This window comes from Streptomyces scabiei 87.22 (assembly GCF_000091305.1).
Lineage (GTDB): Bacteria > Actinomycetota > Actinomycetes > Streptomycetales > Streptomycetaceae > Streptomyces > Streptomyces scabiei.
Map to the genome: position 1 here is coordinate 7,166,931 of NC_013929.1, position 20,510 is coordinate 7,187,440.

Genomic DNA, 20,510 nt, shown 5'->3' on the forward strand with positions numbered 1-20,510 from the left:
CCCGGAAGGACACTGCGATGCCCTACACCCCGCCCCCGCGGCCCGCCCCCCGCAACGGCCCCGGCACCTGCCCCAGATGCGGCGCCGAGGTGATCTGGTGCCTCAACGCCAACGGGATCACCCAGCCGGTCAACCGCCAGCGCACCCCCGAGTACGGCAACCAGGCCGTCCGCGTCGACGTCGCCGGCCGCTGGCACACCCGCCAGCTCGCCGGCGACCGCAAGACCCTGGAGGGCAGCGAGGCGATCCACTACCCCCACGCCCCCACCTGCACCAACCCCCCGCCCAAGCCCACCCCCGCCGCACGCCGGCTCTCCTCCGCCAAGGTCCGCCAGGGCGTACGCCCCATCAGGCAGCAGCGATGAAGGCCCGCGAGGACGTCGCCGCGATGCTCCGCGCCGGCGCCACCTACGCCCAGATCAAGTCCCGCCTGCAGGTCTCCGACTTGCTGATCAGCCGCACCCGCCACGACCTGGACATCCCCCTGCCTCCGGAGCGGGTCAAGCGCAGCAGAGCAGAACTCGTCGCCGTCGACGCCCAGGCCGTCACCATGCTCCGCGCCGGCGCCACCTACGACGAGATCCGCAGCGCGCTCCGGCTGGACCCCAACCGCATCTCCCGCCTGCGGAAGCAGCACAGCATTCCCGTCCCGCCCCGTGACCGCTGGGCACCCCTGCGCCTCACCGTCGAGGAGTCGTTCACCCGGTACGCCCGGCCCACCCCCGAGGGCGGCCACCTGATCTGGACCGGCCCTCGCAGCGGTCGCGGCCTCGACCTGATCGCCTCCGGCCGCACCCACAACGCCCGCCACGTGGCGTTCCGGAAGCACTACGGCCGCGACCCCGACGGACAGACCCGCCGCACCTGCGACCAGCCCGACTGCATCGCCGGCGCCCACCTCACCGACCGCACCCTCCGCCAAGCCAACCAGCACGCCGACAAGAAATTCGAACGCATCTTCGGGAGCAGCACATGAGCAAGGTTCGCGAGGACGTCGCCGACATGCTCCGCGCCGGCGCCACCTACCGGCAGATCATCGCCCGCCTCGGCGTCCGCCAGGCCACCATCGCCGCCACCCGCAAGGCGTACCGCATCCCCCTGCCCGCCGGCCGCACCGGCCGCCACCGCGACACCCCCGGAGCCGCGGACGTCGACGCCGCCATCGCCGCGATGCTCCGCGCCGGCGCCACCTACACCGAGGTCCGCGAACAGCTGCACGTCAGCGCCCAGCGGATCTCCGGCGTCCGCCTGGAACAGAAGATCCCCGTACCCGCCGGCCGCTGCCCCGGCCACAACGGCCCCCGCACCCCCGAACAGACCCTCGCCCAGTACAGCCGGCCGGCCGCAGACGGCCACACCACCTGGACCGGCCCCACCGACGGCGCCGGGAAACCCACCATCTGGACCCGCCACCAGGCCCTCAGCGGCTGGCGCGTCGCCTTCCTCGCCCACCACGGCCGCGAACCCGACGGCCGCGTCCAAGTCGCCTGCGACCAGCCCCGCTGCATCGCCGGCCCCCACCTCACCGACCGCCGCATCCGCCAAGCCAACCAACGCGCCGACACCGCATTCGAACAGATCTTCGGCACCTGAAGACCCGGAAAGACACATGACGACACCCGACGACACCCCCGCCATCACCGACACCCACGTCCTGGCCCACCCGCCCGGCCCCGACCTCACCGCCTGGCTCGCCGACACACCCCACACCCTCGACGGCGACCAGCTCACCCTCCACACCGACCTCGGCGACATGCAGCCACGCCCCGGCTGGACCCTCCTGAAGTGGACCGACGGCGAGATCACCGTCGCCTCACCCCGAACCGTCGAACGCGTGTACGGGCCCCACGGACAGCTCACCCGCTACACCCAACTCCTGCGCACCCTCACCAGCGCCCCCGACGCGCCCACCCACTGCCACACCCACCCGCCCGCCTGGGACGGCGCCGGCCCCTGCCAGTACTGCACCGCCCTCCTCCAAGCCCGTACCGAACTGGCCGCCCTCGACACTCTCAAGGACCAGCCGTGACCGGACCCCAGCCCGACACGCTCACCGGCCGCCACGGCGTAGCCCACCGCATCCCCACTGCCCGCTACCGCGAGGAGCACCGAGCCACCCTCGACGCCTGGATCATCACCGCCGAACGCTGGCATCCCGCCTGGTCCCAGTACCTCCTGTGCGCGCTCAGCCTCGCCGACATCGAGGGCGCACCCCCGGCCAAGAAGCGCACCCCGGACGTCACTCACGAGCTGCTCGTCGTCGTCCTCAACCCCGACCACGGCCCCTACGACGCCCGCCTCGTCCGCCCCGACTACCTGCAGCACCTCACCCCCGTGAACGTGGCCGAGCAGTTCACCGCCACCGACGACCAGGCCCGCCGCATCGCCCGCCTCTGCACCCGCGAGGTCGTCGACGGCCGCCTCACCCCCGAAACGGGCGACGCACCCGCCCACATCCGCGCCTGGTGGCACGTCACCATCCGCGAAGCCCTCAGCAACCCCCGCCGCGCCTGACCCAGCCTCGCGCGCGCACGCGCCTGCGATTGCGCACGCGGTAACCGCAGGCGCACGCGCGAGACCCCTACCCGCCAGTACGAATGGGCGCAGCGCCCCGGACGGAAAGAACGATCATGTGCACCACCCCCGGCTGCGGCCGCGCCCGCGACACCAAGACCACCCGCCGCCTGTGCCGCCGCTGCAGCGACCGCTTCACCGCGCAGCTCCACGAACTCCAGTGGCAGCTCCCGCACCTGCGCGCCTGCCTCTACCCCGACCGCAGCCCCACCACCGGCAGCATCCACGGCGGCCGCGCCCACTCACCCCTGCCCGCACGCGGCGACGTCCTCAACCTCCTCGCCGCCGGATCCAACAGCACCCTCGACGACCCGTACGGCGACGCCCGCCGCGACCAGGACGGCCCCATACCCGTCGACACGATGCTCCGCGGATGGGCCGAGGCCCTCGCCAAGCACATCCGCATCGCCCCCACCCCCTGGCTGCGCCCCGGCCGTACCTGGGCCGCCTGGCACATCGCCTACCTCCCCTGGACCCTCACCGCCGACTGGGCCGGCCTCTTCCACCAGGAGCTGGGCGACGTCCTCGCCCGCGTACGCGCCATCACCCACACCGAACCCCAACGCCACCTGCAGGACGCCCCCTGCCCCCACTGCGACGCCTTCGCCCTGGTCGACGAGGACTGGGCCAACTACATCGAGTGCACCGTCTGCGGAGCGCTCCTCACCCACGCCGAGTACTTCGACCACGCCCGCCGCGTCCTCCCCGGCCTCTACCGCACCGCCCTGCAACTCGTCACCGCCCGAGCCCAGGACACCCAGACCACGAACGCCTGACCGACCTCATTGCGGGCCGACAAGCGTTGTCACTGGACAAGATCCGGTCCTAGCGTGAACATGGGGCCAGCGCCACACCTGTGTTCGCTTCACACGACTCCCACAGCCCCAGACCCCCAACCGGTCTGGGGCTGTCGTGCATCCCGGAGGAGGTGGCCCCTGTGCCCGACTTCTACACCGGCACCCAGGCCGCCCAACTCGCCACCCGATGGCGACGCACCGTCAGCGCCAACGCCGCCGCCGTCACCCGCTCCGCCATCTCCAACTGGGTCGCCCGCGGCCACCTCAAGCCAGCCGGCCTCGACGAGCACAACCGGCCCCTGTTCGCCCTCCCCGACATCGCCCGCGCCGAGCTGGCCACCCGCCGCCGCGCCCTGCGCCTGGTCGGCATCGGCTCCACCACCCAGGAGACGTCCCGCCCATGAGCGACGAAGAACAGAGCTTCGGAGCCTGGCGCACCGAGCACCACAACCGCGCCCAGGCCCACGCCTTCCACTGGGCAGAACGGGCCACCAGCGAGTACGAGCAGGCCGTACGGCACGAGGACGACGCCCGCGAACGCCAGCAGTACGACAGCGGATGGCAGCGTGACCGGGCAGCCGAGGCCCGCAGCCTCGCCCAGGTCCACGGCGTACGGTCCACCGAGGCCATCAGGCTGGCCGAGATGTGGGCACGCGTCGCCCAGGGCCTCGCCGACGGCGAACTCCCGCTGCACGCGGTGCTGGAGTCGACTTCGGAACCGGCCGGCGCGCACCCCACCCCATGACGTGCGGGGCCGCGACCGCTGCTCTGGCACTGGTTGGATGGCGCGCCTCTGGCAAGGCCATCACCGGCGTTGAGACTCCGGCGGCCCCGCACTGCCCTACACCAACAACCTCAGGAGGCTCACCCCATGGCCCGTATCCAGATCCTCGAACTCCCTTTGGTCCACCAGGGCGACCAGACCGAGACCCCGTTCGTGATCCTCATCGACAAGGCCACCGAGAACGAGGCCGAGACCCTGGCGAGCCACCTTCGCGTAGACAGTGAGAAGGCCAGGGCACGCACCATGATCGTCACCACAGCGACCCTCGACCTGGCATGAGCAGGGCACTCACCCCTGCCTGACACCCCAGGACCACCCCATGGGAGGTACCCCCCGTGCCTACCCGGCCCCCCTCCCGGTGCTCCGACCCCCGCTGCTCGGTGTTCGCGACCAAGCGAGGCAGGTGCGACGACCACCAGCCCATCCCATGGGCAGGCAGGGACGACAAAGCCAGCAGGTACGGCATCAGCTCAGGCAGATGGCGCACGCTCAAGCGCCTTGTCACAGCACGTGACAACGGATGCTGCTACCGATGCGGCGACGAACAGCCCAGCCTCGACGACGACCCCGACGGCGAGCACCAGCACGAGCTGGACCACATCACGCCGATCTTCGAGGGCGGAGCGGCCGAGGACCTCGACAACCTCGGACTGATCTGCGGCCCATGCCACCTCGTCAAGTCCAAGGCCGAAGCCGTACGAGCCAACAGGGCACGCCGCAGGCGTCGCTGACCACCAGGGAGGTACGCCCGTGTTCGCCCACCCCGCCAAGCCCAGCCAGGCCAGTGTCCGGGCCACCGTGCGGGCCCTCGGTCCCTGGTTCTGGGAGGTCGTCCGCTGGGACCCGCGCGCCAGCATTCCGCCCTACGACCCCATCACCGGCTACCGCACGTGGGCAGAGTTCGAGGCTGCCCCGCCGCAGTTCACCGGCATCCTCGGCATCGTCTCCCCGGGGGTAGGGGAGTCTGGATCGCGGGGGTGATCGGCTGGGGGCCCGGCGCCGTCAGCTCGGCACACACACGCTCAGAATTGTGAATCCCGTGCACGGCCCCCGATCACTCACCGTGACAGACGTCTTCGCAGGTCAGGAGGTGGTCCCATGGGGCGCACCGCCCAGCCCGCCGCGCTGAAGCTGCTGACCGGCCGCGCCGAGGGCCGCGACTCCGGCGGCCGCAAGGTCAACCCCGGCCCGGCCTTCCGCCGGATCCCCCCGAACCCCCCGACGTGGCTGTCCCCCGAAGCCAAGGCCGAGTGGCGTCGCGTCGCCCCCGGCCTGTCCCGCCTCGACCTCCTCAAGGAGGAGGACCGGGCGATGCTCTCGGCGTACTGCGAGACCTGGTCCGTGTTCGTCCGCGCGACCCGCGACGTGACCAAGCAGGGGCTCACCGTCATGCAGGTCACCTACCGGGGCGAGGCCCGGATCGAAAAGCCCGTGGCGAACCCTTCGGTGGCCGTGGCGCGGAACGCCGGCCGGGAACTGCGCGGGTTCGCCGCCCAGTTCGGCCTCAGCCCGGCGACCGAGCAGGCCCTGAGCAGGGGGGCCGACGATGGCAACGAGGACGACAACCCGTTCGCGTAGGAAGGCCGGCGAGGGCACCACCGCCGAGGTCACGCCCGCCGCCTTCCTCGACGACGCCGAGCTTGAGCGGCTGAAGCTGTCGCCCGAGGTCGCCTGGTACCTCACCTCGCGCGGCATCCCGCTGCCCGACTGCCCGCCGCTGATCAAGACCCCTGAGCCCCGGGACGTCGCCGGCGCACGGTTCGACCCCGAGCGCGTCGACAAGGTCATCAAGTCCTTCAGCCTGCTACGCCACACCCAGGGCCAGTGGGCCGGCCGCCCCCTCGTGCCGGACCCGTGGCAGGTCGCCTGGATCATCGCGCCCGTGTTCGGCTGGGTCCGCTTCGACGCGGACGCCGACATGTACGTCCGGATCATCACCGACCTGTACGTCGACGTCCCCCGCAAGAACGGCAAGAGCACGCTGTCGGGCGGGCTGGCGATCTACCTGACGTGCGCGGACGGCGAGCCCGGCGCGCAGGTCATCGCCGCGGCGACGACGAAGCAGCAGGCCGGGTACGTCTTCACCCCGATCCGGCAGCTCGCCGAGCGGGCACCCGCGCTCAAGGGCCACGTCAAGCCCTACCGGGGCAAGATCATCCACCCCAAGAGCGGCAGCTACTTCGAGGTGATCGCCTCCGTGGCGGACGCCCAGCACGGCGCGAACCTGCACGGCGCCGTGATCGACGAGCTGCACGTCCACAAGGACCCCGAGATGGTCGAGGTCATCGAGACCGGCACCGGCTCCCGGCGCCAACCGCTGATCGTCATCATCACCACGGCGGACAGCGGCAAGCCGGAGACGATCTACAACCGCAAGCGGACCCGCATCGAGCAGCTGGCCCGCGGCGTCCTCTCGGACCCGTCGGTGTACGGCGTGGTGTGGGCGGTGCCCAAGGACGCGGACCCGTTCGTCGAGGCCACGTGGCGGGCGGCCAACCCCGGGTTCGGGATCTCGCCCACCCGCTCCTACCTGGAACGCAAGTCGCGTGAGGCGCAGCAGTCGCCGGCGGACCTGGCGAAGTTCCAGCGGCTGCACCTGGGCCTGCGCACGAAGCAGGTGACCAAGTACCTGACGCTGGAGTCCTGGCGCGCGAACCTCGCCCTCGTCGACGAGGCGAAGCTCAAGGGCCGCGAGGCGTACGGCGGCCTGGACCTGGGAGCGGTGTCCGACCTGAACGCGCTGGCCTGGCTGTTCCCCGACGACACCGACGGCGGCCTCGACCTGGTGCTGAGGTTCTGGACGCCCGAGGACAACCTCGCCTCCCTCGACAAGCGCACCGCCGGCGCGGCGTCGCGATGGGTGAAAGAGGGCTGGCTGAAGACGACGACCGGCAACGTCACCGACTACGACGCCATCGGCCTGGTCGTCCGCCAGGACCTGGACACCTTCGACGTCAAGGCCCTCGGGTTCGACCGCTGGTCCTCGACGTCGCTGACGAACGACCTCGAAGGCGAGCGGGCGCCGATGGTCGGCGTCGGCCAGGGCTTCAAGACCATGTCCCCGGCGCTCAAAGCCGTGAAGCGGCTGCTGCTGTCCGGCGAGCGGGCCGTGAGCCTCGGGGGCCGGCCGATGCTGCGGCACGCCGGGAACCTCGTCATGACGTGGATGGTCGACAACCTCGCCGTCGCCATGGACGCCGCAGGCAACGTCAAGCCCGACAAGGCCAGCGCCGCCGACAAGATCGACGGCGTGTCCGCGCTGTGCGACGCGATGTCCGAAGTCCTCGCCCGTCCGCCCAAGCGCGTGTCCGCCTACGAGGACTCCGATTTCGAAGCGATCTGAGAAGGGGGTGGACGCATGCGCTGGTGGCCACGCCGCAAGACGCCTGTCTCCGGGCAGGTCGTCGACCAGGACGGCGTGCCCGTACTCGCCAAGGCCGCCGAGCAGTTCGGCGACCTGACGCAGCTGGGCAACTACCTGGCGGCGAACGGGATCCGGGTGGTGGACCCCGGCGTGCCGCTGTCGAACTACGCCGACACGGCCGCGGCCGCGCGCGTGTGGGAGACCCAGCCCTCGGTGCGCAAGGTCGTCGACTACATCGCCCGGCAGCTGTGCACCATCCCGTGGCACGTCTACGAGCGAGTCTCCGACACCGACCGGCGCCGGGTCACCGACCACCCGCTCGCGCAGCTGCTCTCACAGCCCGGGCCGCACCGCTCGCCGTCGCGGCTGTGGCACTCCACGCTGGTGGACTGGCTGATCTACGACCGGTGGTGCCAGCAGATCCTGCCCTCCGCCGACACCGCGTCCGGGTTCGAGCTCCGGCGCAAACCGGCCCGCCGCTTTCACGTCCTGGCGGACGACGACGACCAGCCGGCCGCGCTGTACCTGATCTCATCGCGGGGGCCGGCGCAGGTGGTGACGCTGCCCGCGCCGTACCTGTTCGACCACGGGTACGCCACCATCGGGGCGGACGGCACGTCGCCGATGATGACGCTGCAGCAGATCCTCGCCGAGCAGCGTGAGGCCGTCGAGTGGCGCCGCCAGGTGTGGAGGAACGGCGCCCGCGTCCCGACCGTGATTGAGCGGCCGGCGGACGCGCCCAGCTGGTCGGCGACGGCGAAGGCCCGCTTCATCGCCGGGTTCAACGCGTTCATGGGCCGCAGTCCCGAGGCCGGCGGTACGCCGATTCTCGAGGACGGCATGCGCCTGGTGACCGTGAACGCGTTCAACCCGCAGGAGACGCAGGACATCGAGGGCCGCAAGCTCACCGATGCCGAGGTTGCCTCCGCCTACCACATCGCCCCCGAGCTGGTGGGCGCGCGCGAGGGCACGTTCTCCAACATCGACGCGTTCCGGCAGATGCTGTTCACGATCAGCCTCGGGCCGTACGTCACGCAGTGGCAGGACGTCCTCAACTCCATGCTGGTGCCGCTGCTCGCACCCGGCACGGACCTGTACGTCGAGGCGAACCTGGAGTCCAAGCTGCGCGGCTCCTTCACCGAGCAGGCCGCGCTCCTGCAGACCGCTGTTGGGGCGCCGTACATGGAGCGCGCCGAGGCCCGCGCTGTGATGAACCTGCCGTACATCGAAGGCACCGAGGAACTGGTCGTGCCGCTCAACGTCCTCGTCGGCGGCCTCGCCTCACCACGGGACACCGCACCGGACACGCTCCCAAAAGGGCGCGGCCGCCTGGCGTGAAGGCCGGGCGGCCTGACGACCTGGGGACGTTCGACGCCGAGCGGGACGCGTTCGCCGCGGCCCTGGCCGGGTGGGCGCAGCGGCAGGCCGACGGACTGCTGGAACGGGCGGATGCGAAAGCGGACGGGCCGCCCGACTTCTTCGACCTGTGGGCCGCGCAGTCCCCGGAGCGGCAGGCGCAGCTGGCCGCGCTCATCGCCGGGTACGGGTTCCGGCTCGCGCAGATCGGCGCCTGGTCGGTGCTCGGGATGTGGAACCCCGAGGCGGACGGCTGGGACCCGGCGGTCATGGAGGCGTGGCTGGCCGTGGCCGCGGCCTCGCACGCAGCCCAGTACGAGCAGGCCGCCTACACCGCGGCGACCGCGGCCGTCCGTGACGAGGGCGACTGGCGCGACAACCTCAAGGCCGGGCTGGCGTCATGGGTCGTCGCGGCCGGGATGCGCGCCGTGACCGCCGCGACCGAGGCCCGCTCCTTCGGCTCGCACGACGCCGCCGGCGCCTCCGGGCTCACGCACAAGGTGTGGCGCACCGGGGGCAAAAACCCGCGGGCCTCGCACGTCCGCCTGGACGGCGACGCCGTCGAGCTCGGCGGCACCTTCTCCAACGGCCTGCGCTGGCCAGGGGACGCCAACGGCAGCGCCGAGGAGACAGCGAACTGCAACTGCCGCCTGGACTACACACGAGAGGGGGGCTGACCGTGCCCCGCGACGCCAACCACCACGCGTCCCCGGAACCGGACTTCCGCCCCCTGCTGGAACTGTCCGAGTCCGGCCTGCTGTGGCTCATCAACCGGACCGTGTTCCACCCCCGCGGCCTCGCGCTCGCCCTGTACCAGGAAGGCGACCAGGCGCACGGGTGGAAGCTGCTCACCGCTGCTGCAGACGAGCCGTTCGCCTTCACCGACGACGTCGACAACGAAGGCTTCCGCCGCGCCGAGGCGACGCTGCGAGCCGCACGCGAATCGAAGGAGGGCTGACCGTGCCTCGCACCAAGGAAGCATCCGCCCGGATCAAGGCCGCCGGTCCCGCCGACGGCCTCGCCGAGGGACAGTTCCGGGCGCTGGTCTCGGTGTTCGGCAACGAGGACGACATGGGCGACGTCATCGCCCCGGGCGCGTTCGCCCAGGTCCTCGCCGAGTGGAAGGCGACCGGCGACCCGATCCCGGTGGTCTGGTCCCACAAGTGGGGCGACGCGTTCGCCCACATCGGCAGCGTGCTGGAGGCCGCCGAGACTCCGGAAGGGCTGGAGGTCCTCGCGCAGATCGAGGACATGGACACCAACCCGACCGCGAAGCACGTGCACGGCCTGCTGAAGGGCCGCCGGATCAAGCAGTTCTCGTTCGCCTACGACGTGGGGGAGGGCGGCTGGGTCGACACCGACGACCTGGTGCACCACCCGTGGGGCGAGTACTACGAGATCAAGCGGTTCTCCCGCCTGTACGAGGTGGGGCCGTGCCTGGTCGGCGCGAACCAGCAGACCCAGCTCCTGGCCGCGAAGGCCGCCGACCTGGTGCGCGGCGCGAAGGCCGGCCGGGTGCTGAGCCAGGCCAACTACGACGCCCTGTCCAGCGCGCACGCCTCGATCGGCGAGGTGCTGGCCTCGGCCGAACCACAGAAGACTTCCCGGCCCGCAGGCCGGGGCAACCCCGAGGAGACCGGCCACCGGCCGGCCGTGCCGCCCGCCGCCGCCCCCGAGGCGCCCGCGAAGGCTGCCGGTCCGTCGCTCGCCCAGGTCGATGCGTGGATCACCGCACGAGACCTGATTGCACGGAGGACAGCATGACACTGCGCGAGAAGCTCCAGGCGCTGCTGAAGGAAGCGGCGGACCTCGTCGCCAAGGCGCGCGAGGAGAACAGGGAGTTCACCGAGGACGAGGTGGCCCGGATCACCGAGCTGAAGAAGGAGAGCGACGAGGTCGAGGCGAAGGTCCAGGCGGCGGACGCCGCCCAGGCCGCCGCCGCGGCGATGGCGGGCAAGGCGAGCGTCCAGCCCGGGACGCCCCCGGCCGGGCCCGCCGGCGCCCTCCAGGTCAAGGACCGGCAGGAGACGGCGGACGCCGCGACGCTCGGCGAGCGGTTCGTGAAGTCGTCCCTGTACGGCGAGTTCCGCAAGCAGCACCCGACCGGGCTGGGCCAGGGCAGCGCGGTCGACATCGGCCGCATCAAGGTCGGCACGATGAAGGAGTGGCTGGGCGGGCGGAAGGCCACGGCCTCCCCGCTGCAGGTCGCCCTCGGTCACGTCCAGCCGGTGAGGATGCCGATGGTCGACCAGGTCGACCGGGACAACCTGACCATCCTCGACCTCGTCACGCGGGGTGAGGCGTCCGGCCCGTTCGAGTACCTCCAGGTCACCGGCGTCACCCGCAACGCCGCGATCGTCCCGGACGAGATCCTCCCGGGCGACGCGACGGTGAAGCCCACCAGCACGATCCAGACGGAGCTGGCCGACGCCAAGCCGTACACGTACGCGGACGGCTACGACGTCACCAACGCTCTGCTCTCCGACGCGCCGGCGCTGGCGACGTACATGAACAACGAGCTGGAGTACTCGCTGGACTCGGTCATCGAGGACAAGCTCCTCAACGGCACCGGCGCCAGCGGCGAGCCGAAGGGCATCCTGCACACCACGGGCGTGCAGGAGCTGACGTACTCCCCGGGCCCGGACGCCATGGCCCAGGTGAAGGCCATTCGGCAGGCCATCACGAAGATCACGACCCTGCCGGGCGGCAACGTCACGGCGTGCCTGATGTCGCCCGAGGACGACGAGGCGTGGGACCTGCTGCAGGACACCACGGACCGGTTCATGGGCCAGGGCCCGTTCGGGCAGGGCCCGTCCACCAGCTGGGGCCGCGCGCGTGCGCTGTCGCAGCGGCTGTCCCCGGGCACCGTGATCCTCGGCGACTGGCGGCAGGTCGCCCTCCTCGACGTCGAGGGCCTGTCCATCCTGGCGTTCAACCAGCACAAGGACTACGCCCAGCGGAACCTGGTCTACGTCCGCGCGGAGCTGCGCGCCGAACAGGTCATCTGGAAGCCGAACCGGCTGATCGTGGTCAAGCCGGCCGGGGGCGGTAGCTGATGCCCAACCACAAGATGGTGACCATCGACGGCATCCGAGTCCGCGCCGAGGACGAGGACCGCTACCGGGCGCGCACGGGGGCAGGCGCAGGCCCGCTCACGCGCGCGCTCGCAGAGCCCCCGAAGACCGACGCCCCGCAGGAGCCCGAGGAGCCCGAGGAGCCCGAGGAGCCCGAGGAGCCCGAGGAGCCCGAGGAGCCCGAGGACGCCGGGGAGCCGGAGGAGCCCACGCCTCAGGCGGTGTTCGACCCGTCGCAGCACGATGCGCCGTCGGTGCTGGAGTACCTCGCCGAGGCGGACGAGGCGGAGACCGCGCGGGTCCTGGCGGCCGAGGCCGCGGGCAAGAACCGTAAGACGATCATGGGGAAGGACAACAGCGCATGAGCATGAGCACGTTCCAGGTCACGATGTCCGGCGCCGCACCCAAGCACCGGTTCCTGACGACGGCCGCGGCCGTCGACGACGGGGCCGTGATGCGGCTCGCCGTCGCCGGCGAGATCCCCGTCGGAGTCACCGACGGCACCGACCTGGCGAACGGGGAGGAGTTCACGTTCTCCGTGTCGGGGCGGGCCGTGTGGGAGGTGGAGGCCGGGGAGGGCATCGACCCGGGCAACATGGTCCGCTGCGGCACCCTGGGCAAGGCGTTCGTCTGCGACCCCGGCGACCTCTACGCGGTCGGCATGGCCCTGGACGACGCGGCCTCGGCGGGCACCGTGATCCGGGTGGCGCCGCTGCGGACCGTCGGAATGGGCGGCATGGCCGGCACGGCGCCGACGATCAACAACGTGGCCAGCCCGTTCGCCAGCCTCACCGCCGCGGCGGACGCCCACAACGCGCTGCTCGCCGCGCTGCGCACGCGCGGCGTGATCGCCGGGACCTGACCGTGGCAGCCAGCCCGTACCTCGCCGATCCGTCCGAGCTGGCCGAGTTCCTGGACCTGCCCGCCGACGACGTGCGGCTCCTGGCCGCACTGCGTGCCGCGACCCGGCGGTTTCGCGGGCAGGTCCGGCACCCGGTGTCGCTGGTCACCGACGACACGTCGTACCTCGACGGCAGCGGACGCGCCGTGCTGCGGCTGCCCGCCGCCCCGGTCGTGGCCGTGCATTCGGTCCTGGTCGACGGCGAGGAGCTGGCGGGGGTGAAGGTGCGGCGGCAGGCCGGGCTGCTGCTGCACCCGGGCGGCTGCTGGCCGGAGTGGTCGGAGGTCACCGTCGCGTGGGATCACGGCCTGGACCCGGTGCCGGGCGAGGTGGCGGAGGCGGTCATCGACCAGGCCCGCGCCATCTACCGCACGGACCCGGCGATCCAGCAGGTGACCACCGGCACCGAGTCCGTGAGCTTCGCGGTGACGGCGGCGGTCGGGATCACCGAGCAGTGGCGGGCCGCCGTCGAGGCGCACCGCCTGAACCGGGGAGACGACGCCTGATGCCGCCGCTGGCCAACCCCCTGCGGCGGCACACGGTCACCGTCATCGACCGGGTCGTGACCGGGCAGGACGACCGCGGTCACGACGTCTACGACGACGTCGAGCGGGAGGTGGCCAACTGCAACATGCAGCCCGTCACCTCGACCGAGCAGAACGACGACCGCACGCAGGTCGTCACCCGCTGGAGGCTGGCCGGACCGCCGGCGATGGGGCTGACCGCCCTGTCGAGGGTCCGGTTCCGCGGCGTGCTCTACGAGGTCGACGGCGACCCGGGCGAGCACGAGTCGTTCGCCGCGCTCCTCGACCACACCGAGACGTTTCTGAAGGTGGTGAGCGGATGAGCGGGATCCGGTTCGAGTTCGACCCGTCCTGTCTGCAGGAGGTCATGCAGTCCGCCCCGGTCCGCGACGCGCTGCGCCAGAAGGCGGAGGAGATCGTGCCGCGCGCCCAGGCGCTCGCGCGCGCAGAGATCGGCGAGGAGTTCGCCGAGTCCATCACCGTCTCGGAAGAGATCCGGCCGCGCGGCCGGCCCACCGCCAAGGTGGTCGCCGACCGGGCGGACGCCGAGGCACACGAGTACGGCGACAGCACCACCGCCCGGCGCCGCATCCTCGGACGGGCCGCCCGCACCGGGGACACCTGATGTGGCCGGACATCGAGCTGGCCGTCATGAAGGGCATGCGCACCCATCTGGCCGGCGTGCGCGTCACCGACGAGGTCCCGCCCAAGGTCGAGACCCTCGTCCCGGTGGTCGTCGTCCAGGTGGCGGGCGGCGCCGACAGCCACACCAGCGACACCGCCACCATCGACGTGGAGGCATTCGCCGCTGACCGGGCCGCCATGTGGCAGCTCGCCGAACGCGCCCGCCAGGCCGTCCACGCCCTCGCCGCGAGCGTGGCCGGCGAGGTCGTCATCGACACCGTCGACACCCTGCAGCGCCCGGTACCGATCCCCTACGGCAACCCCGCCGTACGCCGGGCGATCGCCACCTACACGCTCACCACCCGCGCCAGCACCCGAGCCTGACGCGCGGCAACCCACCCGCCCCCGCCTGTGCGGGGGCTTCGTCATGGAAGGGGGCCGCGATGCCGGCCGCTGACTTCACCACCATCGCGGAGCTGCGCTCGTCGCTGATCCGCAAAGCGCTCCGCTACGCGATCTTCGCCGCGGACGCCTCCGCCGACGCGGTGACCGACCCGTTCGACGTCGACGGCGTCCTGCAGACCCTGCCCTCCGGCTACGTGCCCGTCGGCTACACCACGACCGACGGCGTCACCTTCTCCGGCGACCTGTCCACCTCGGACGTCGAGTCGGGGCAGTCCGCCTCGCCGACGCGCTCCGACGTCGAGACCGACACCGCGACCGCGCAGTGGGTGCCGCAGGAGACCAACGCCGCCGCGGTGGCGCTGTACGAGAACCTGCCGCTGTCCGGGGTGGGGGCGCTGCCCACGATCGGCTCCGAGGCGTGGGCGTGGTCGCGGCCGAAGACCCCGCCGACCAGGTACAGGCGGCTGGTGTTCATCGCCGAGGACCTGAACAAGAACACCGGCGAGCCGCTGTACATCGTCCGCCACATGCCCAGTGCGCTGCGTACGGGGCGGGAGGACGAGCAGTGGACGCGTACGGCGGAGATCGCCCGCGGCGTGACGTATCAGGCGTACGTCGACGACGTCCTCGGCACGGACTGCCTGACGTGGATCGACGGCCCCGGCTGGCGTGATCTGGAGCCGCTGTCCAACGAGGTGCAGCAGGTCGCGATCACCGGCACTCCGACCGGCGGCACCTACACGCTCACGTACTCCGGGCAGACCACCGCCGGCATCGCCTACAACGCCACGGCCGGGGCGGTGCAGTCGGCGCTGGAGGCGCTGTCGAACATCGGCGTCGGCGACGTGGTCTGTGCGGGCGGACCGCACCCGGGCACGCCTGTGACCGTGACGTTCCAGGGCGCGCTCGCCGGCACGGACGTGGCGCAGATGACCGCCTCGGCGGCCAGCCTGACCGGCGGCACCAGCCCGGCCGTGAACGTCACCACGGTCACGCCTGGCGGCGCGTGAGCATGACCGCCCCCCGCAAGCGGGCTCCGCGGCGGCGGCCAGGGGTGAGCCCCGCCGCCGCGGAGCCTCCACCGGTTCACCCCGAGGCCACCCCCAGCACGAGAGAAGAGACGCACGTGAGCAAGCCCAACAGGAAGCGCTACAAGCTGTCGACGGTGAAGCAGCAGTTCACCGAAGCCCTCGGCGGGCAGGAGGTGGAGTTCGAGCTGGACAACGGCGAGATCCTCACCTTCCCCCACCCGCTGTTCGCGGACGACGAGTGGTCGACCGCCGTCGACGACGCCGAGTCCTCCCGGGAGAAGGCCGTCGCGATCCTCGGCGAGGAGCAGTACGACAAGTACGTGGCCGCCGGGCACTCCGACAACGACATCGCGCTGCTGTTCCTGGCCGTGCAGCAGGACATGCGGGACCAGGTGAAGAAGCGCCCTACACGGTCCTAGACGTCCTCGGGCACTACCCCGAGGCCGTCGAGGCCGACCTGTGCCACCACTACTCCCCGCGTGATCCGGTGGCGGAGTACTGGCGCGGAGAGATCACGCTGCGCAAGTTGCGCGTCCTGGTCGAGGGCCTGCCCCCGACCGGGGCCGTGGCCCGCGCGGCCGCCGGGCACGCCCTCGGCTACGGCGACTTCCGCATGGCCGACATGGTCGACCTGATGGGCCAGCTGGTGACCGACTTCCGCAACGCCAACCGGGCGGAGAAGTCGCCGCCGCAGCAGTACCCGGAGCCCGTGTGGCGGCCCGAGCCGAAGTCCGCGCAGAAGAAGCGGAAGAACAAGGCCCGCAAGGAGGCCACCGAGGCGCGCTCCGGCTATCTGCGGATCGTCGCCCAGGTGACCCCCCAGTACGCAGAGAAGGGGTGAGTCCATGCCCCGCGCTGGTGCTGTGTGGGTCGACGTCCTGCCGAACATGTCCGGGTTCGGCAGGCAGCTGGCGCGGGAGATCGGCGAGCCCGTCGCGCAGGCCTCGCGCGCCGCCGGTGAAGCCGGCGGCGACGAGATGGTCGGCGGGATGAAGGAGAAGCTGAAGGCCGGAGGCGTCGCGGCCGGCGCCCTGCTGGGGGCCGCGATCGCGGCGTCTGCGGTCAAGCAGCTGGAGAAGGAGAAGACCGCCGACCGTCTCGCCGCCCAGCTCGGTGCTTCCGGCAAGGGCGCCGAGCGGGCCGGGAAGCTGGCCGGGTCGCTGTACTCCAAGGCCGTCGTCGACACCTTCGAGGAAGGCGCCGAAGCGGTCCGGCAGGTGATGGGCTCCGGCCTCATCCCGGAGAAGGCCACCGGCAAGGCGATCGAGTCGCTGACCGTGAAGGTCACCGACCTGTCCACCACCTTCGAGCAGGACCTGTCCAAGACGGCGAACGCCGCCGCCCAGATGATCCGCACGGGCATGGCCAAGGACGGCGGCCAGGCCCTGGACATCCTCACCAAGGGCTTCCAGTCGTCGGCGAACAAGGCCGATGACCTGCTGGACACGATGAACGAGTACTCGACCCAGTTCCGGCGGGTCGGGATCGACGGCAGCATGGCCATCGGTCTGATCGACCAGGCCATCAAGGGCGGCGCCCGCGACAGCGACCAGGTCGCGGACGCCATCGGTCAGTTCGGTGAGCTGGCGCTTGCCTCCGAGCAGGGCGTGAAGGACGCCTTCAAGTCCATCGGCCTGGACGCCGGGGACATGGCCGACCTGATCGGCAAGGGCGGCAGCTCGGCGACGAGCGCGCTGCAGCAGACCCTCGACGCGCTGCGCGGCACCGAGGACCAGACCGTCAAGCTGACCGCTGCCACCGCCCTGTTCGGTGACCCGGGCACCGTGATGGGCGACGCCCTGTTCGCCATGGACCCCGCCTCCGCCGCCGCATCGGCCGGTATGGACAAGACCGCCGGCGCGGCCGCGAAGCTGGGCAAGACGATCCGGGGCAACACCGCCACCCGCCTCGAAGTGTTGAAGCGCCGCTTCACCGACACCTTCGGGCAGGTCGTGAACGCGGTCGTCATCCCTGCCATCAACGGGTTGGTCTACGGTGTGGACCACGTGGGCGACGCCTTCCAGGCGACCGGCCAGTGGATCAACAAGTGGGGGCCCTGGCTGCTCCCCGTGATCGTCCTCGTCGGCGGGCTCACCCTGGCCTTGAACGCGCAGGCCATCGCCACCGGCCTCGTCACCGCGGTGTTCTCCGTCTACCGCGCGGCGATGCTCATCGGCACCACGGTCACCGGCGGGTTCGCGGCAGCCCAGGCCGTCCTCAACGCCGTCATGGCGCTGAACCCCTTCGTGCTGGTCGCTATCGCCCTGGTCGCGCTCGGCGTCGCCCTGGTCGTCGCCTACAAGAAATCCGAGACGTTCCGCAACATCGTCCAGGCCGCTTTCAAGGCCGTCTCGGTCGCCGCGCTGTGGCTGTGGAACGTCGTCCTCAAGCCCGTCGTGGGCTTCATCGTCACCGCCTTCAAGTGGTGGTGGACCGCCGTCAAGATCTACGCGACAGCGGTCGGCGTCATCCTGTACGGGCTCGGCGCGGTCGCGGTCTGGCTGTGGCAGAAAGCCATCTCTCCCGTCATCGGCTGGATCGTCGGCGGATTCCGCCTCTGGTGGACCGGCGTGAAGCTGTACTTCTCCCTGGTCGGCGCCGGTTTCCGGGCCGTCGGCGCGGGCGCGGTGTGGCTGTGGGACGTCGCGATCTCCCCCACCCTCGACCTGATCGTCGGCGGATTCCGCCTGTGGTGGACCGGGGTGAAGCTGTACTTCGGCCTGGTGAAGACCGGGTTCCGGGCCGTCGGCGCCGGGGCCACCTGGCTGTGGAAGACAGCCCTGCAGCCCGCGTTCCAGGGCATCGCGACCGTGGCGAAGTGGCTGTACGAGAAGGGGATCAAGCCCCCCATCGACTCCGCGAAGCGGGCGGCGAAGGCGTTCGGCGAGGCGTTCGTCTCGGCGAAGGACACCATCGGCCGGCAGTTCGGGAAGGTCGGCCAGCTCGCGAAGAAGCCGATCGCCTTCGTGATCAACACGGTCTACAACCGGGGGATCGTCGGCACCTGGAACAAGGTCGCCAAGGCATTCGGCGCCCCCCAGTTGAAGGAGTTCCACCCCGAGGGATTCCGCCGCGGCGGAATCCTGCCCGGGCAGTCCTCCTACCGGCAGGGCGACGACCAGCTCGTGCCCATGCGGCGCGGCGAGGGCGTGGCCGTGTCCGAGGCGATGCGCGACCCCTACGAGAGGCGCCGGCTGCTGGCGGTCAACCAGGCTGCCATGCGCGGCAAGTCGTTGCGCCCGTTCCAGGCGGGCGAGGGGTTCGCCGAGGGCGGCATCTTCGGCTGGGTGAAGTCGACCGCGTCCAAGGGCGTGGACCTGGCCGAGTCCGGGGTGAGCTGGCTGAAGGACGGGCTGAAGGCTTCCGCCGAGGCCGGCCTGAACGCCGTCGTGAGGCCGCTGATCGAGAAGATCTCCGGCTCGGCGTCGCTGTACCGGGACATGATCACGGGCATCCCGAAGCGGATGATCAAGGCGATCGTCGGCTACTCCGCCAAGGCCGACGGCAAGCTGGAGGCCGCCGGTGTCGGCGGGAAGGGCTACAAGGGCGCGCTGTCGTGGGCGCGCACGCAGCACGGCAAGCGGTACCAGTGGGGCGGCAACGGGAACCCGAGCTGGGACTGCAGCGGGTTCATGTCCGCGATCGAGTCCGTGATCCGCGGTCAGAAACCCCACCGCCGCTGGGCGACCGGCAGCTTCTCCGGCGCGACGGCCCCGCCCGGCTGGGTCCGCGGCCGCCGCTCGCCGTTCATGATCGGCATCACGAACAGCGGTGTCGGCCACACGGCCGGCACGCTGAACGGGACCAACGTGGAGAGCCGCGGCGGGGACGGCGTGGTCGTCGGCTCCGGGGCCCGCGGCTACCGCGACAAGCTGTTCAGCGACTGGTACGGGTTCGCCGCCAAGGGCTACGCCGACGGCGGCAAGCCCCGCCCGGGTGAAGTCGCCTGGGTCGGCGAACGCGGCCCCGAGCTGGTCAAGTTCGGCAGCGGCAGCGCGGAGGTGTTCAACCACCGCGACTCGATGCAGATGTGGGAGGGCATCGGCGCGCGGGGGTTCGCCAAGGGCACCGCGGCCGCCCGGACCAAGGCCCGCAAGGACATCCCCGGCGACCTGACCAACTTCACCAAGTCCCTGACCGGCTCGGCGTCCGACATCGCCAAGGCGGCCAAGGAACTGGCGAAGGACCTCCGGGCGACCGGCGGAAGCGGCAAGGCCCTCGCCGCCTCCGTGACGAAGGTGTCGGCCAAGCTGCAGGCGATGGCCCGGCAGCGGGACGCCGTCGACAGCAAGCTGGAGGCCGCCCTGTCCGCGGCCGCCGACCAGAAGAAGACCGCCGCTGACTTCATCGGCCTGGGCAACTTCGCCGAAGCGGGCAGCATTCGGGAGGTCCTGGACGGGATGCGGGCACGGCAGTCGACCGTGGCCACGTCCGAGGCGCAGATCAAGGCGCTGTCGAAGAAGGGCCTGAACCAGGAACTGATCAGTCAGCTGGTCGCGATGGGCCCGGGCAGTCAGCTGGCCGGTCTGATCTCCGGCGCGTCCGGCGGTCAGATCAAGCAGCTCAACGCCCTCGCGAAGTCCGGGGCGAAGCTGTCGACCAGCTACGGCCGGACCATGGCCGACTCGATGTACGACGCCGGCGACAGCGCAGCGAAAGGGTTTCTGACTGGGCTGCTCAAGCAAGAGGCGGAGATCCAGGCCGCCATGGCCAAGCTCGGCGCCGGCGCCATCAAGGCGATCCGCTCGAAGAAGGGCATCGACGCGCACTCCCCGTCGAGGAAGGGCGAGCAGGCGGGTGCCGACCTCGGGGCGGGCCTGGTCGCCGGGATGGTCGCGGCCGGTCCGTCGGTCGTCTCGGCGGCCGAGCGCATGGCCGCCGACGCGGTGCCCGCCGGCGTCGTCCCGGTCACCTCCGCCGGCACCGGCCAGCAGTCGGCCGCGGGCCTGGACGGACGCCCGCTGTACCTGGTCGTCGAGGACGGCACGGTCCTGCGGGCCTACGTCGACGACCGGGTGGACGGCGCCCTGGACGACGTGCACCGCAGCAAGCGGGCCGGGAAGAAGGGATAGGCCG

28 protein-coding genes are annotated in these 20,510 nt (G+C 71.5%); all 28 read left to right on the forward strand.

Going from position 1 to position 20,510, the window contains the following annotated elements; genetic code table 11:
- Positions 1 to 17 precede the first annotated feature (17 nt).
- The 28 genes from SCAB_RS30910 (at position 18) to SCAB_RS31050 (ending at position 20,506) form a co-directional block, all read left to right on the forward strand.
- Positions 18 to 365 carry a hypothetical protein gene (locus SCAB_RS30910; protein ID WP_041669854.1) on the forward strand — a complete coding sequence of 116 codons (348 nt, stop codon included), beginning with the start codon at positions 18 to 20 and terminating at the stop codon, positions 363 to 365.
- Positions 362 to 976: a hypothetical protein gene (locus SCAB_RS30915; RefSeq protein ID WP_013004036.1), complete on the forward strand. Its 615-nt coding sequence runs from the start codon at positions 362 to 364 to the stop codon at positions 974 to 976. Before SCAB_RS30910 ends, SCAB_RS30915 begins: the two co-directional genes overlap by 4 nt.
- Entirely contained in the window at positions 973 to 1,593 is a 621-nt protein-coding gene (locus SCAB_RS30920; protein WP_013004037.1) for a hypothetical protein, read from the forward strand. Before SCAB_RS30915 ends, SCAB_RS30920 begins: the two co-directional genes overlap by 4 nt.
- A 16-nt stretch (positions 1,594 to 1,609) precedes the next feature.
- Positions 1,610 to 2,029 (forward strand): hypothetical protein, encoded by a 420-nt coding sequence (locus tag SCAB_RS30925; protein WP_013004038.1) that lies wholly within the window; start codon positions 1,610 to 1,612, stop codon positions 2,027 to 2,029.
- On the forward strand, positions 2,026 to 2,514 hold the full coding sequence (locus SCAB_RS30930) for a hypothetical protein (protein ID WP_013004039.1): 489 nt from the start codon (positions 2,026 to 2,028) through the stop codon (positions 2,512 to 2,514). Before SCAB_RS30925 ends, SCAB_RS30930 begins: the two co-directional genes overlap by 4 nt.
- A gap of 116 nt (positions 2,515 to 2,630) precedes the next feature.
- Positions 2,631 to 3,350 (forward strand): hypothetical protein, encoded by a 720-nt coding sequence (locus tag SCAB_RS30935; protein ID WP_013004040.1) that lies wholly within the window; start codon positions 2,631 to 2,633, stop codon positions 3,348 to 3,350.
- A gap of 161 nt (positions 3,351 to 3,511) precedes the next feature.
- Positions 3,512 to 3,775: a hypothetical protein gene (locus tag SCAB_RS30940; RefSeq protein ID WP_041669858.1), complete on the forward strand. Its 264-nt coding sequence runs from the start codon at positions 3,512 to 3,514 to the stop codon at positions 3,773 to 3,775.
- Entirely contained in the window at positions 3,772 to 4,116 is a 345-nt protein-coding gene (locus SCAB_RS30945; protein WP_013004042.1) for a hypothetical protein, read from the forward strand. The genes SCAB_RS30940 and SCAB_RS30945 overlap by 4 nt, the downstream gene beginning before the upstream one ends.
- A gap of 126 nt (positions 4,117 to 4,242) precedes the next feature.
- The gene (locus SCAB_RS30950; protein ID WP_013004043.1) at positions 4,243 to 4,434 is read left to right on the forward strand and encodes a hypothetical protein; all 192 of its coding nucleotides are present in this window, start codon (positions 4,243 to 4,245) and stop codon (positions 4,432 to 4,434) included.
- A gap of 56 nt (positions 4,435 to 4,490) precedes the next feature.
- The gene (locus SCAB_RS30955; RefSeq protein ID WP_041669860.1) at positions 4,491 to 4,886 is read left to right on the forward strand and encodes an HNH endonuclease; all 396 of its coding nucleotides are present in this window, start codon (positions 4,491 to 4,493) and stop codon (positions 4,884 to 4,886) included.
- Between the two features lie 19 nt (positions 4,887 to 4,905).
- Entirely contained in the window at positions 4,906 to 5,136 is a 231-nt protein-coding gene (locus SCAB_RS30960; protein ID WP_013004045.1) for a hypothetical protein, read from the forward strand.
- A 117-nt stretch (positions 5,137 to 5,253) separates the two neighbouring features.
- Positions 5,254 to 5,733, forward strand: a complete 480-nt coding sequence (locus SCAB_RS30965; protein ID WP_013004046.1) for a phage terminase small subunit P27 family — start codon at positions 5,254 to 5,256, stop codon at positions 5,731 to 5,733.
- Positions 5,702 to 7,498 carry a terminase large subunit gene (locus SCAB_RS30970; protein ID WP_013004047.1) on the forward strand — a complete coding sequence of 599 codons (1,797 nt, stop codon included), beginning with the start codon at positions 5,702 to 5,704 and terminating at the stop codon, positions 7,496 to 7,498. The genes SCAB_RS30965 and SCAB_RS30970 overlap by 32 nt, the downstream gene beginning before the upstream one ends.
- A 15-nt stretch (positions 7,499 to 7,513) precedes the next feature.
- On the forward strand, positions 7,514 to 8,857 hold the full coding sequence (locus SCAB_RS30975) for a phage portal protein (RefSeq protein WP_013004048.1): 1,344 nt from the start codon (positions 7,514 to 7,516) through the stop codon (positions 8,855 to 8,857).
- Positions 8,854 to 9,552, forward strand: coding sequence for a hypothetical protein (locus SCAB_RS30980; RefSeq protein ID WP_013004049.1), 699 nt, complete (start codon positions 8,854 to 8,856; stop codon positions 9,550 to 9,552). The genes SCAB_RS30975 and SCAB_RS30980 overlap by 4 nt, the downstream gene beginning before the upstream one ends.
- 2 nt (positions 9,553 to 9,554) lie before the next feature.
- Complete coding sequence (locus SCAB_RS30985; RefSeq protein WP_013004050.1) at positions 9,555 to 9,833, forward strand: hypothetical protein; 279 nt, start codon at positions 9,555 to 9,557, stop codon at positions 9,831 to 9,833.
- Between the two features lie 2 nt (positions 9,834 to 9,835).
- Positions 9,836 to 10,639, forward strand: a complete 804-nt coding sequence (locus tag SCAB_RS30990; RefSeq protein WP_013004051.1) for an HK97 family phage prohead protease — start codon at positions 9,836 to 9,838, stop codon at positions 10,637 to 10,639.
- A complete protein-coding gene (locus tag SCAB_RS30995; protein WP_013004052.1) occupies positions 10,636 to 11,931 on the forward strand; it encodes a phage major capsid protein in 1,296 nt (431 codons plus the stop codon). The genes SCAB_RS30990 and SCAB_RS30995 overlap by 4 nt, the downstream gene beginning before the upstream one ends.
- Complete coding sequence (locus SCAB_RS47445) at positions 11,931 to 12,314, forward strand: hypothetical protein (protein ID WP_013004053.1); 384 nt, start codon at positions 11,931 to 11,933, stop codon at positions 12,312 to 12,314. Before SCAB_RS30995 ends, SCAB_RS47445 begins: the two co-directional genes overlap by 1 nt.
- A complete protein-coding gene (locus SCAB_RS31005) occupies positions 12,311 to 12,811 on the forward strand; it encodes a capsid cement protein (RefSeq protein WP_013004054.1) in 501 nt (166 codons plus the stop codon). The genes SCAB_RS47445 and SCAB_RS31005 overlap by 4 nt, the downstream gene beginning before the upstream one ends.
- 2 nt (positions 12,812 to 12,813) lie before the next feature.
- A complete protein-coding gene (locus SCAB_RS31010; protein ID WP_013004055.1) occupies positions 12,814 to 13,356 on the forward strand; it encodes a hypothetical protein in 543 nt (180 codons plus the stop codon).
- Positions 13,356 to 13,697 (forward strand): hypothetical protein, encoded by a 342-nt coding sequence (locus tag SCAB_RS31015; RefSeq protein ID WP_013004056.1) that lies wholly within the window; start codon positions 13,356 to 13,358, stop codon positions 13,695 to 13,697. Before SCAB_RS31010 ends, SCAB_RS31015 begins: the two co-directional genes overlap by 1 nt.
- The gene (locus tag SCAB_RS31020) at positions 13,694 to 13,999 is read left to right on the forward strand and encodes a phage protein (protein ID WP_013004057.1); all 306 of its coding nucleotides are present in this window, start codon (positions 13,694 to 13,696) and stop codon (positions 13,997 to 13,999) included. Before SCAB_RS31015 ends, SCAB_RS31020 begins: the two co-directional genes overlap by 4 nt.
- The gene (gene gp17 / locus SCAB_RS46045) at positions 13,999 to 14,382 is read left to right on the forward strand and encodes a tail completion protein gp17 (protein ID WP_013004058.1); all 384 of its coding nucleotides are present in this window, start codon (positions 13,999 to 14,001) and stop codon (positions 14,380 to 14,382) included. Before SCAB_RS31020 ends, gp17 begins: the two co-directional genes overlap by 1 nt.
- A 59-nt stretch (positions 14,383 to 14,441) precedes the next feature.
- Positions 14,442 to 15,413, forward strand: a complete 972-nt coding sequence (locus SCAB_RS31030; RefSeq protein ID WP_013004059.1) for a phage tail tube protein — start codon at positions 14,442 to 14,444, stop codon at positions 15,411 to 15,413.
- A 116-nt stretch (positions 15,414 to 15,529) separates the two neighbouring features.
- Complete coding sequence (locus SCAB_RS31040) at positions 15,530 to 15,853, forward strand: hypothetical protein (protein ID WP_041669864.1); 324 nt, start codon at positions 15,530 to 15,532, stop codon at positions 15,851 to 15,853.
- 68 nt (positions 15,854 to 15,921) lie between these two features.
- Positions 15,922 to 16,275 (forward strand): hypothetical protein, encoded by a 354-nt coding sequence (locus SCAB_RS31045; protein WP_013004061.1) that lies wholly within the window; start codon positions 15,922 to 15,924, stop codon positions 16,273 to 16,275.
- Positions 16,276 to 16,279: 4 nt separating this feature from the next.
- The gene (locus SCAB_RS31050) at positions 16,280 to 20,506 is read left to right on the forward strand and encodes a phage tail tape measure protein (RefSeq protein WP_041669866.1); all 4,227 of its coding nucleotides are present in this window, start codon (positions 16,280 to 16,282) and stop codon (positions 20,504 to 20,506) included.
- Positions 20,507 to 20,510 lie beyond the last annotated feature (4 nt).

What these genes read in the sequence shown, in the direction of transcription:
- SCAB_RS30910 (WP_041669854.1), top strand. Translation starts at nt 18, where the DNA reads ATGCCCTACACCCCGCCCCCGCGGCCCGCCCCCCGCAACGGCCCCGGC.
- SCAB_RS30915 (WP_013004036.1), top strand. Translation starts at nt 362, where the DNA reads ATGAAGGCCCGCGAGGACGTCGCCGCGATGCTCCGCGCCGGCGCCACC.
- SCAB_RS30920 (WP_013004037.1), top strand. Translation starts at nt 973, where the DNA reads ATGAGCAAGGTTCGCGAGGACGTCGCCGACATGCTCCGCGCCGGCGCC.
- SCAB_RS30925 (WP_013004038.1), top strand. Translation starts at nt 1,610, where the DNA reads ATGACGACACCCGACGACACCCCCGCCATCACCGACACCCACGTCCTG.
- SCAB_RS30935 (WP_013004040.1), top strand. Translation starts at nt 2,631, where the DNA reads ATGTGCACCACCCCCGGCTGCGGCCGCGCCCGCGACACCAAGACCACC.
- SCAB_RS30945 (WP_013004042.1), top strand. Translation starts at nt 3,772, where the DNA reads ATGAGCGACGAAGAACAGAGCTTCGGAGCCTGGCGCACCGAGCACCAC.
- SCAB_RS30950 (WP_013004043.1), top strand. Translation starts at nt 4,243, where the DNA reads ATGGCCCGTATCCAGATCCTCGAACTCCCTTTGGTCCACCAGGGCGAC.
- SCAB_RS30965 (WP_013004046.1), top strand. Translation starts at nt 5,254, where the DNA reads ATGGGGCGCACCGCCCAGCCCGCCGCGCTGAAGCTGCTGACCGGCCGC.
- SCAB_RS30970 (WP_013004047.1), top strand. Translation starts at nt 5,702, where the DNA reads ATGGCAACGAGGACGACAACCCGTTCGCGTAGGAAGGCCGGCGAGGGC.
- SCAB_RS30975 (WP_013004048.1), top strand. Translation starts at nt 7,514, where the DNA reads ATGCGCTGGTGGCCACGCCGCAAGACGCCTGTCTCCGGGCAGGTCGTC.
- SCAB_RS30995 (WP_013004052.1), top strand. Translation starts at nt 10,636, where the DNA reads ATGACACTGCGCGAGAAGCTCCAGGCGCTGCTGAAGGAAGCGGCGGAC.
- SCAB_RS47445 (WP_013004053.1), top strand. Translation starts at nt 11,931, where the DNA reads ATGCCCAACCACAAGATGGTGACCATCGACGGCATCCGAGTCCGCGCC.
- SCAB_RS31005 (WP_013004054.1), top strand. Translation starts at nt 12,311, where the DNA reads ATGAGCATGAGCACGTTCCAGGTCACGATGTCCGGCGCCGCACCCAAG.
- SCAB_RS31015 (WP_013004056.1), top strand. Translation starts at nt 13,356, where the DNA reads ATGCCGCCGCTGGCCAACCCCCTGCGGCGGCACACGGTCACCGTCATC.
- SCAB_RS31020 (WP_013004057.1), top strand. Translation starts at nt 13,694, where the DNA reads ATGAGCGGGATCCGGTTCGAGTTCGACCCGTCCTGTCTGCAGGAGGTC.
- gp17 (WP_013004058.1), top strand. Translation starts at nt 13,999, where the DNA reads ATGTGGCCGGACATCGAGCTGGCCGTCATGAAGGGCATGCGCACCCAT.
- SCAB_RS31030 (WP_013004059.1), top strand. Translation starts at nt 14,442, where the DNA reads ATGCCGGCCGCTGACTTCACCACCATCGCGGAGCTGCGCTCGTCGCTG.
- SCAB_RS31050 (WP_041669866.1), top strand. Translation starts at nt 16,280, where the DNA reads ATGCCCCGCGCTGGTGCTGTGTGGGTCGACGTCCTGCCGAACATGTCC.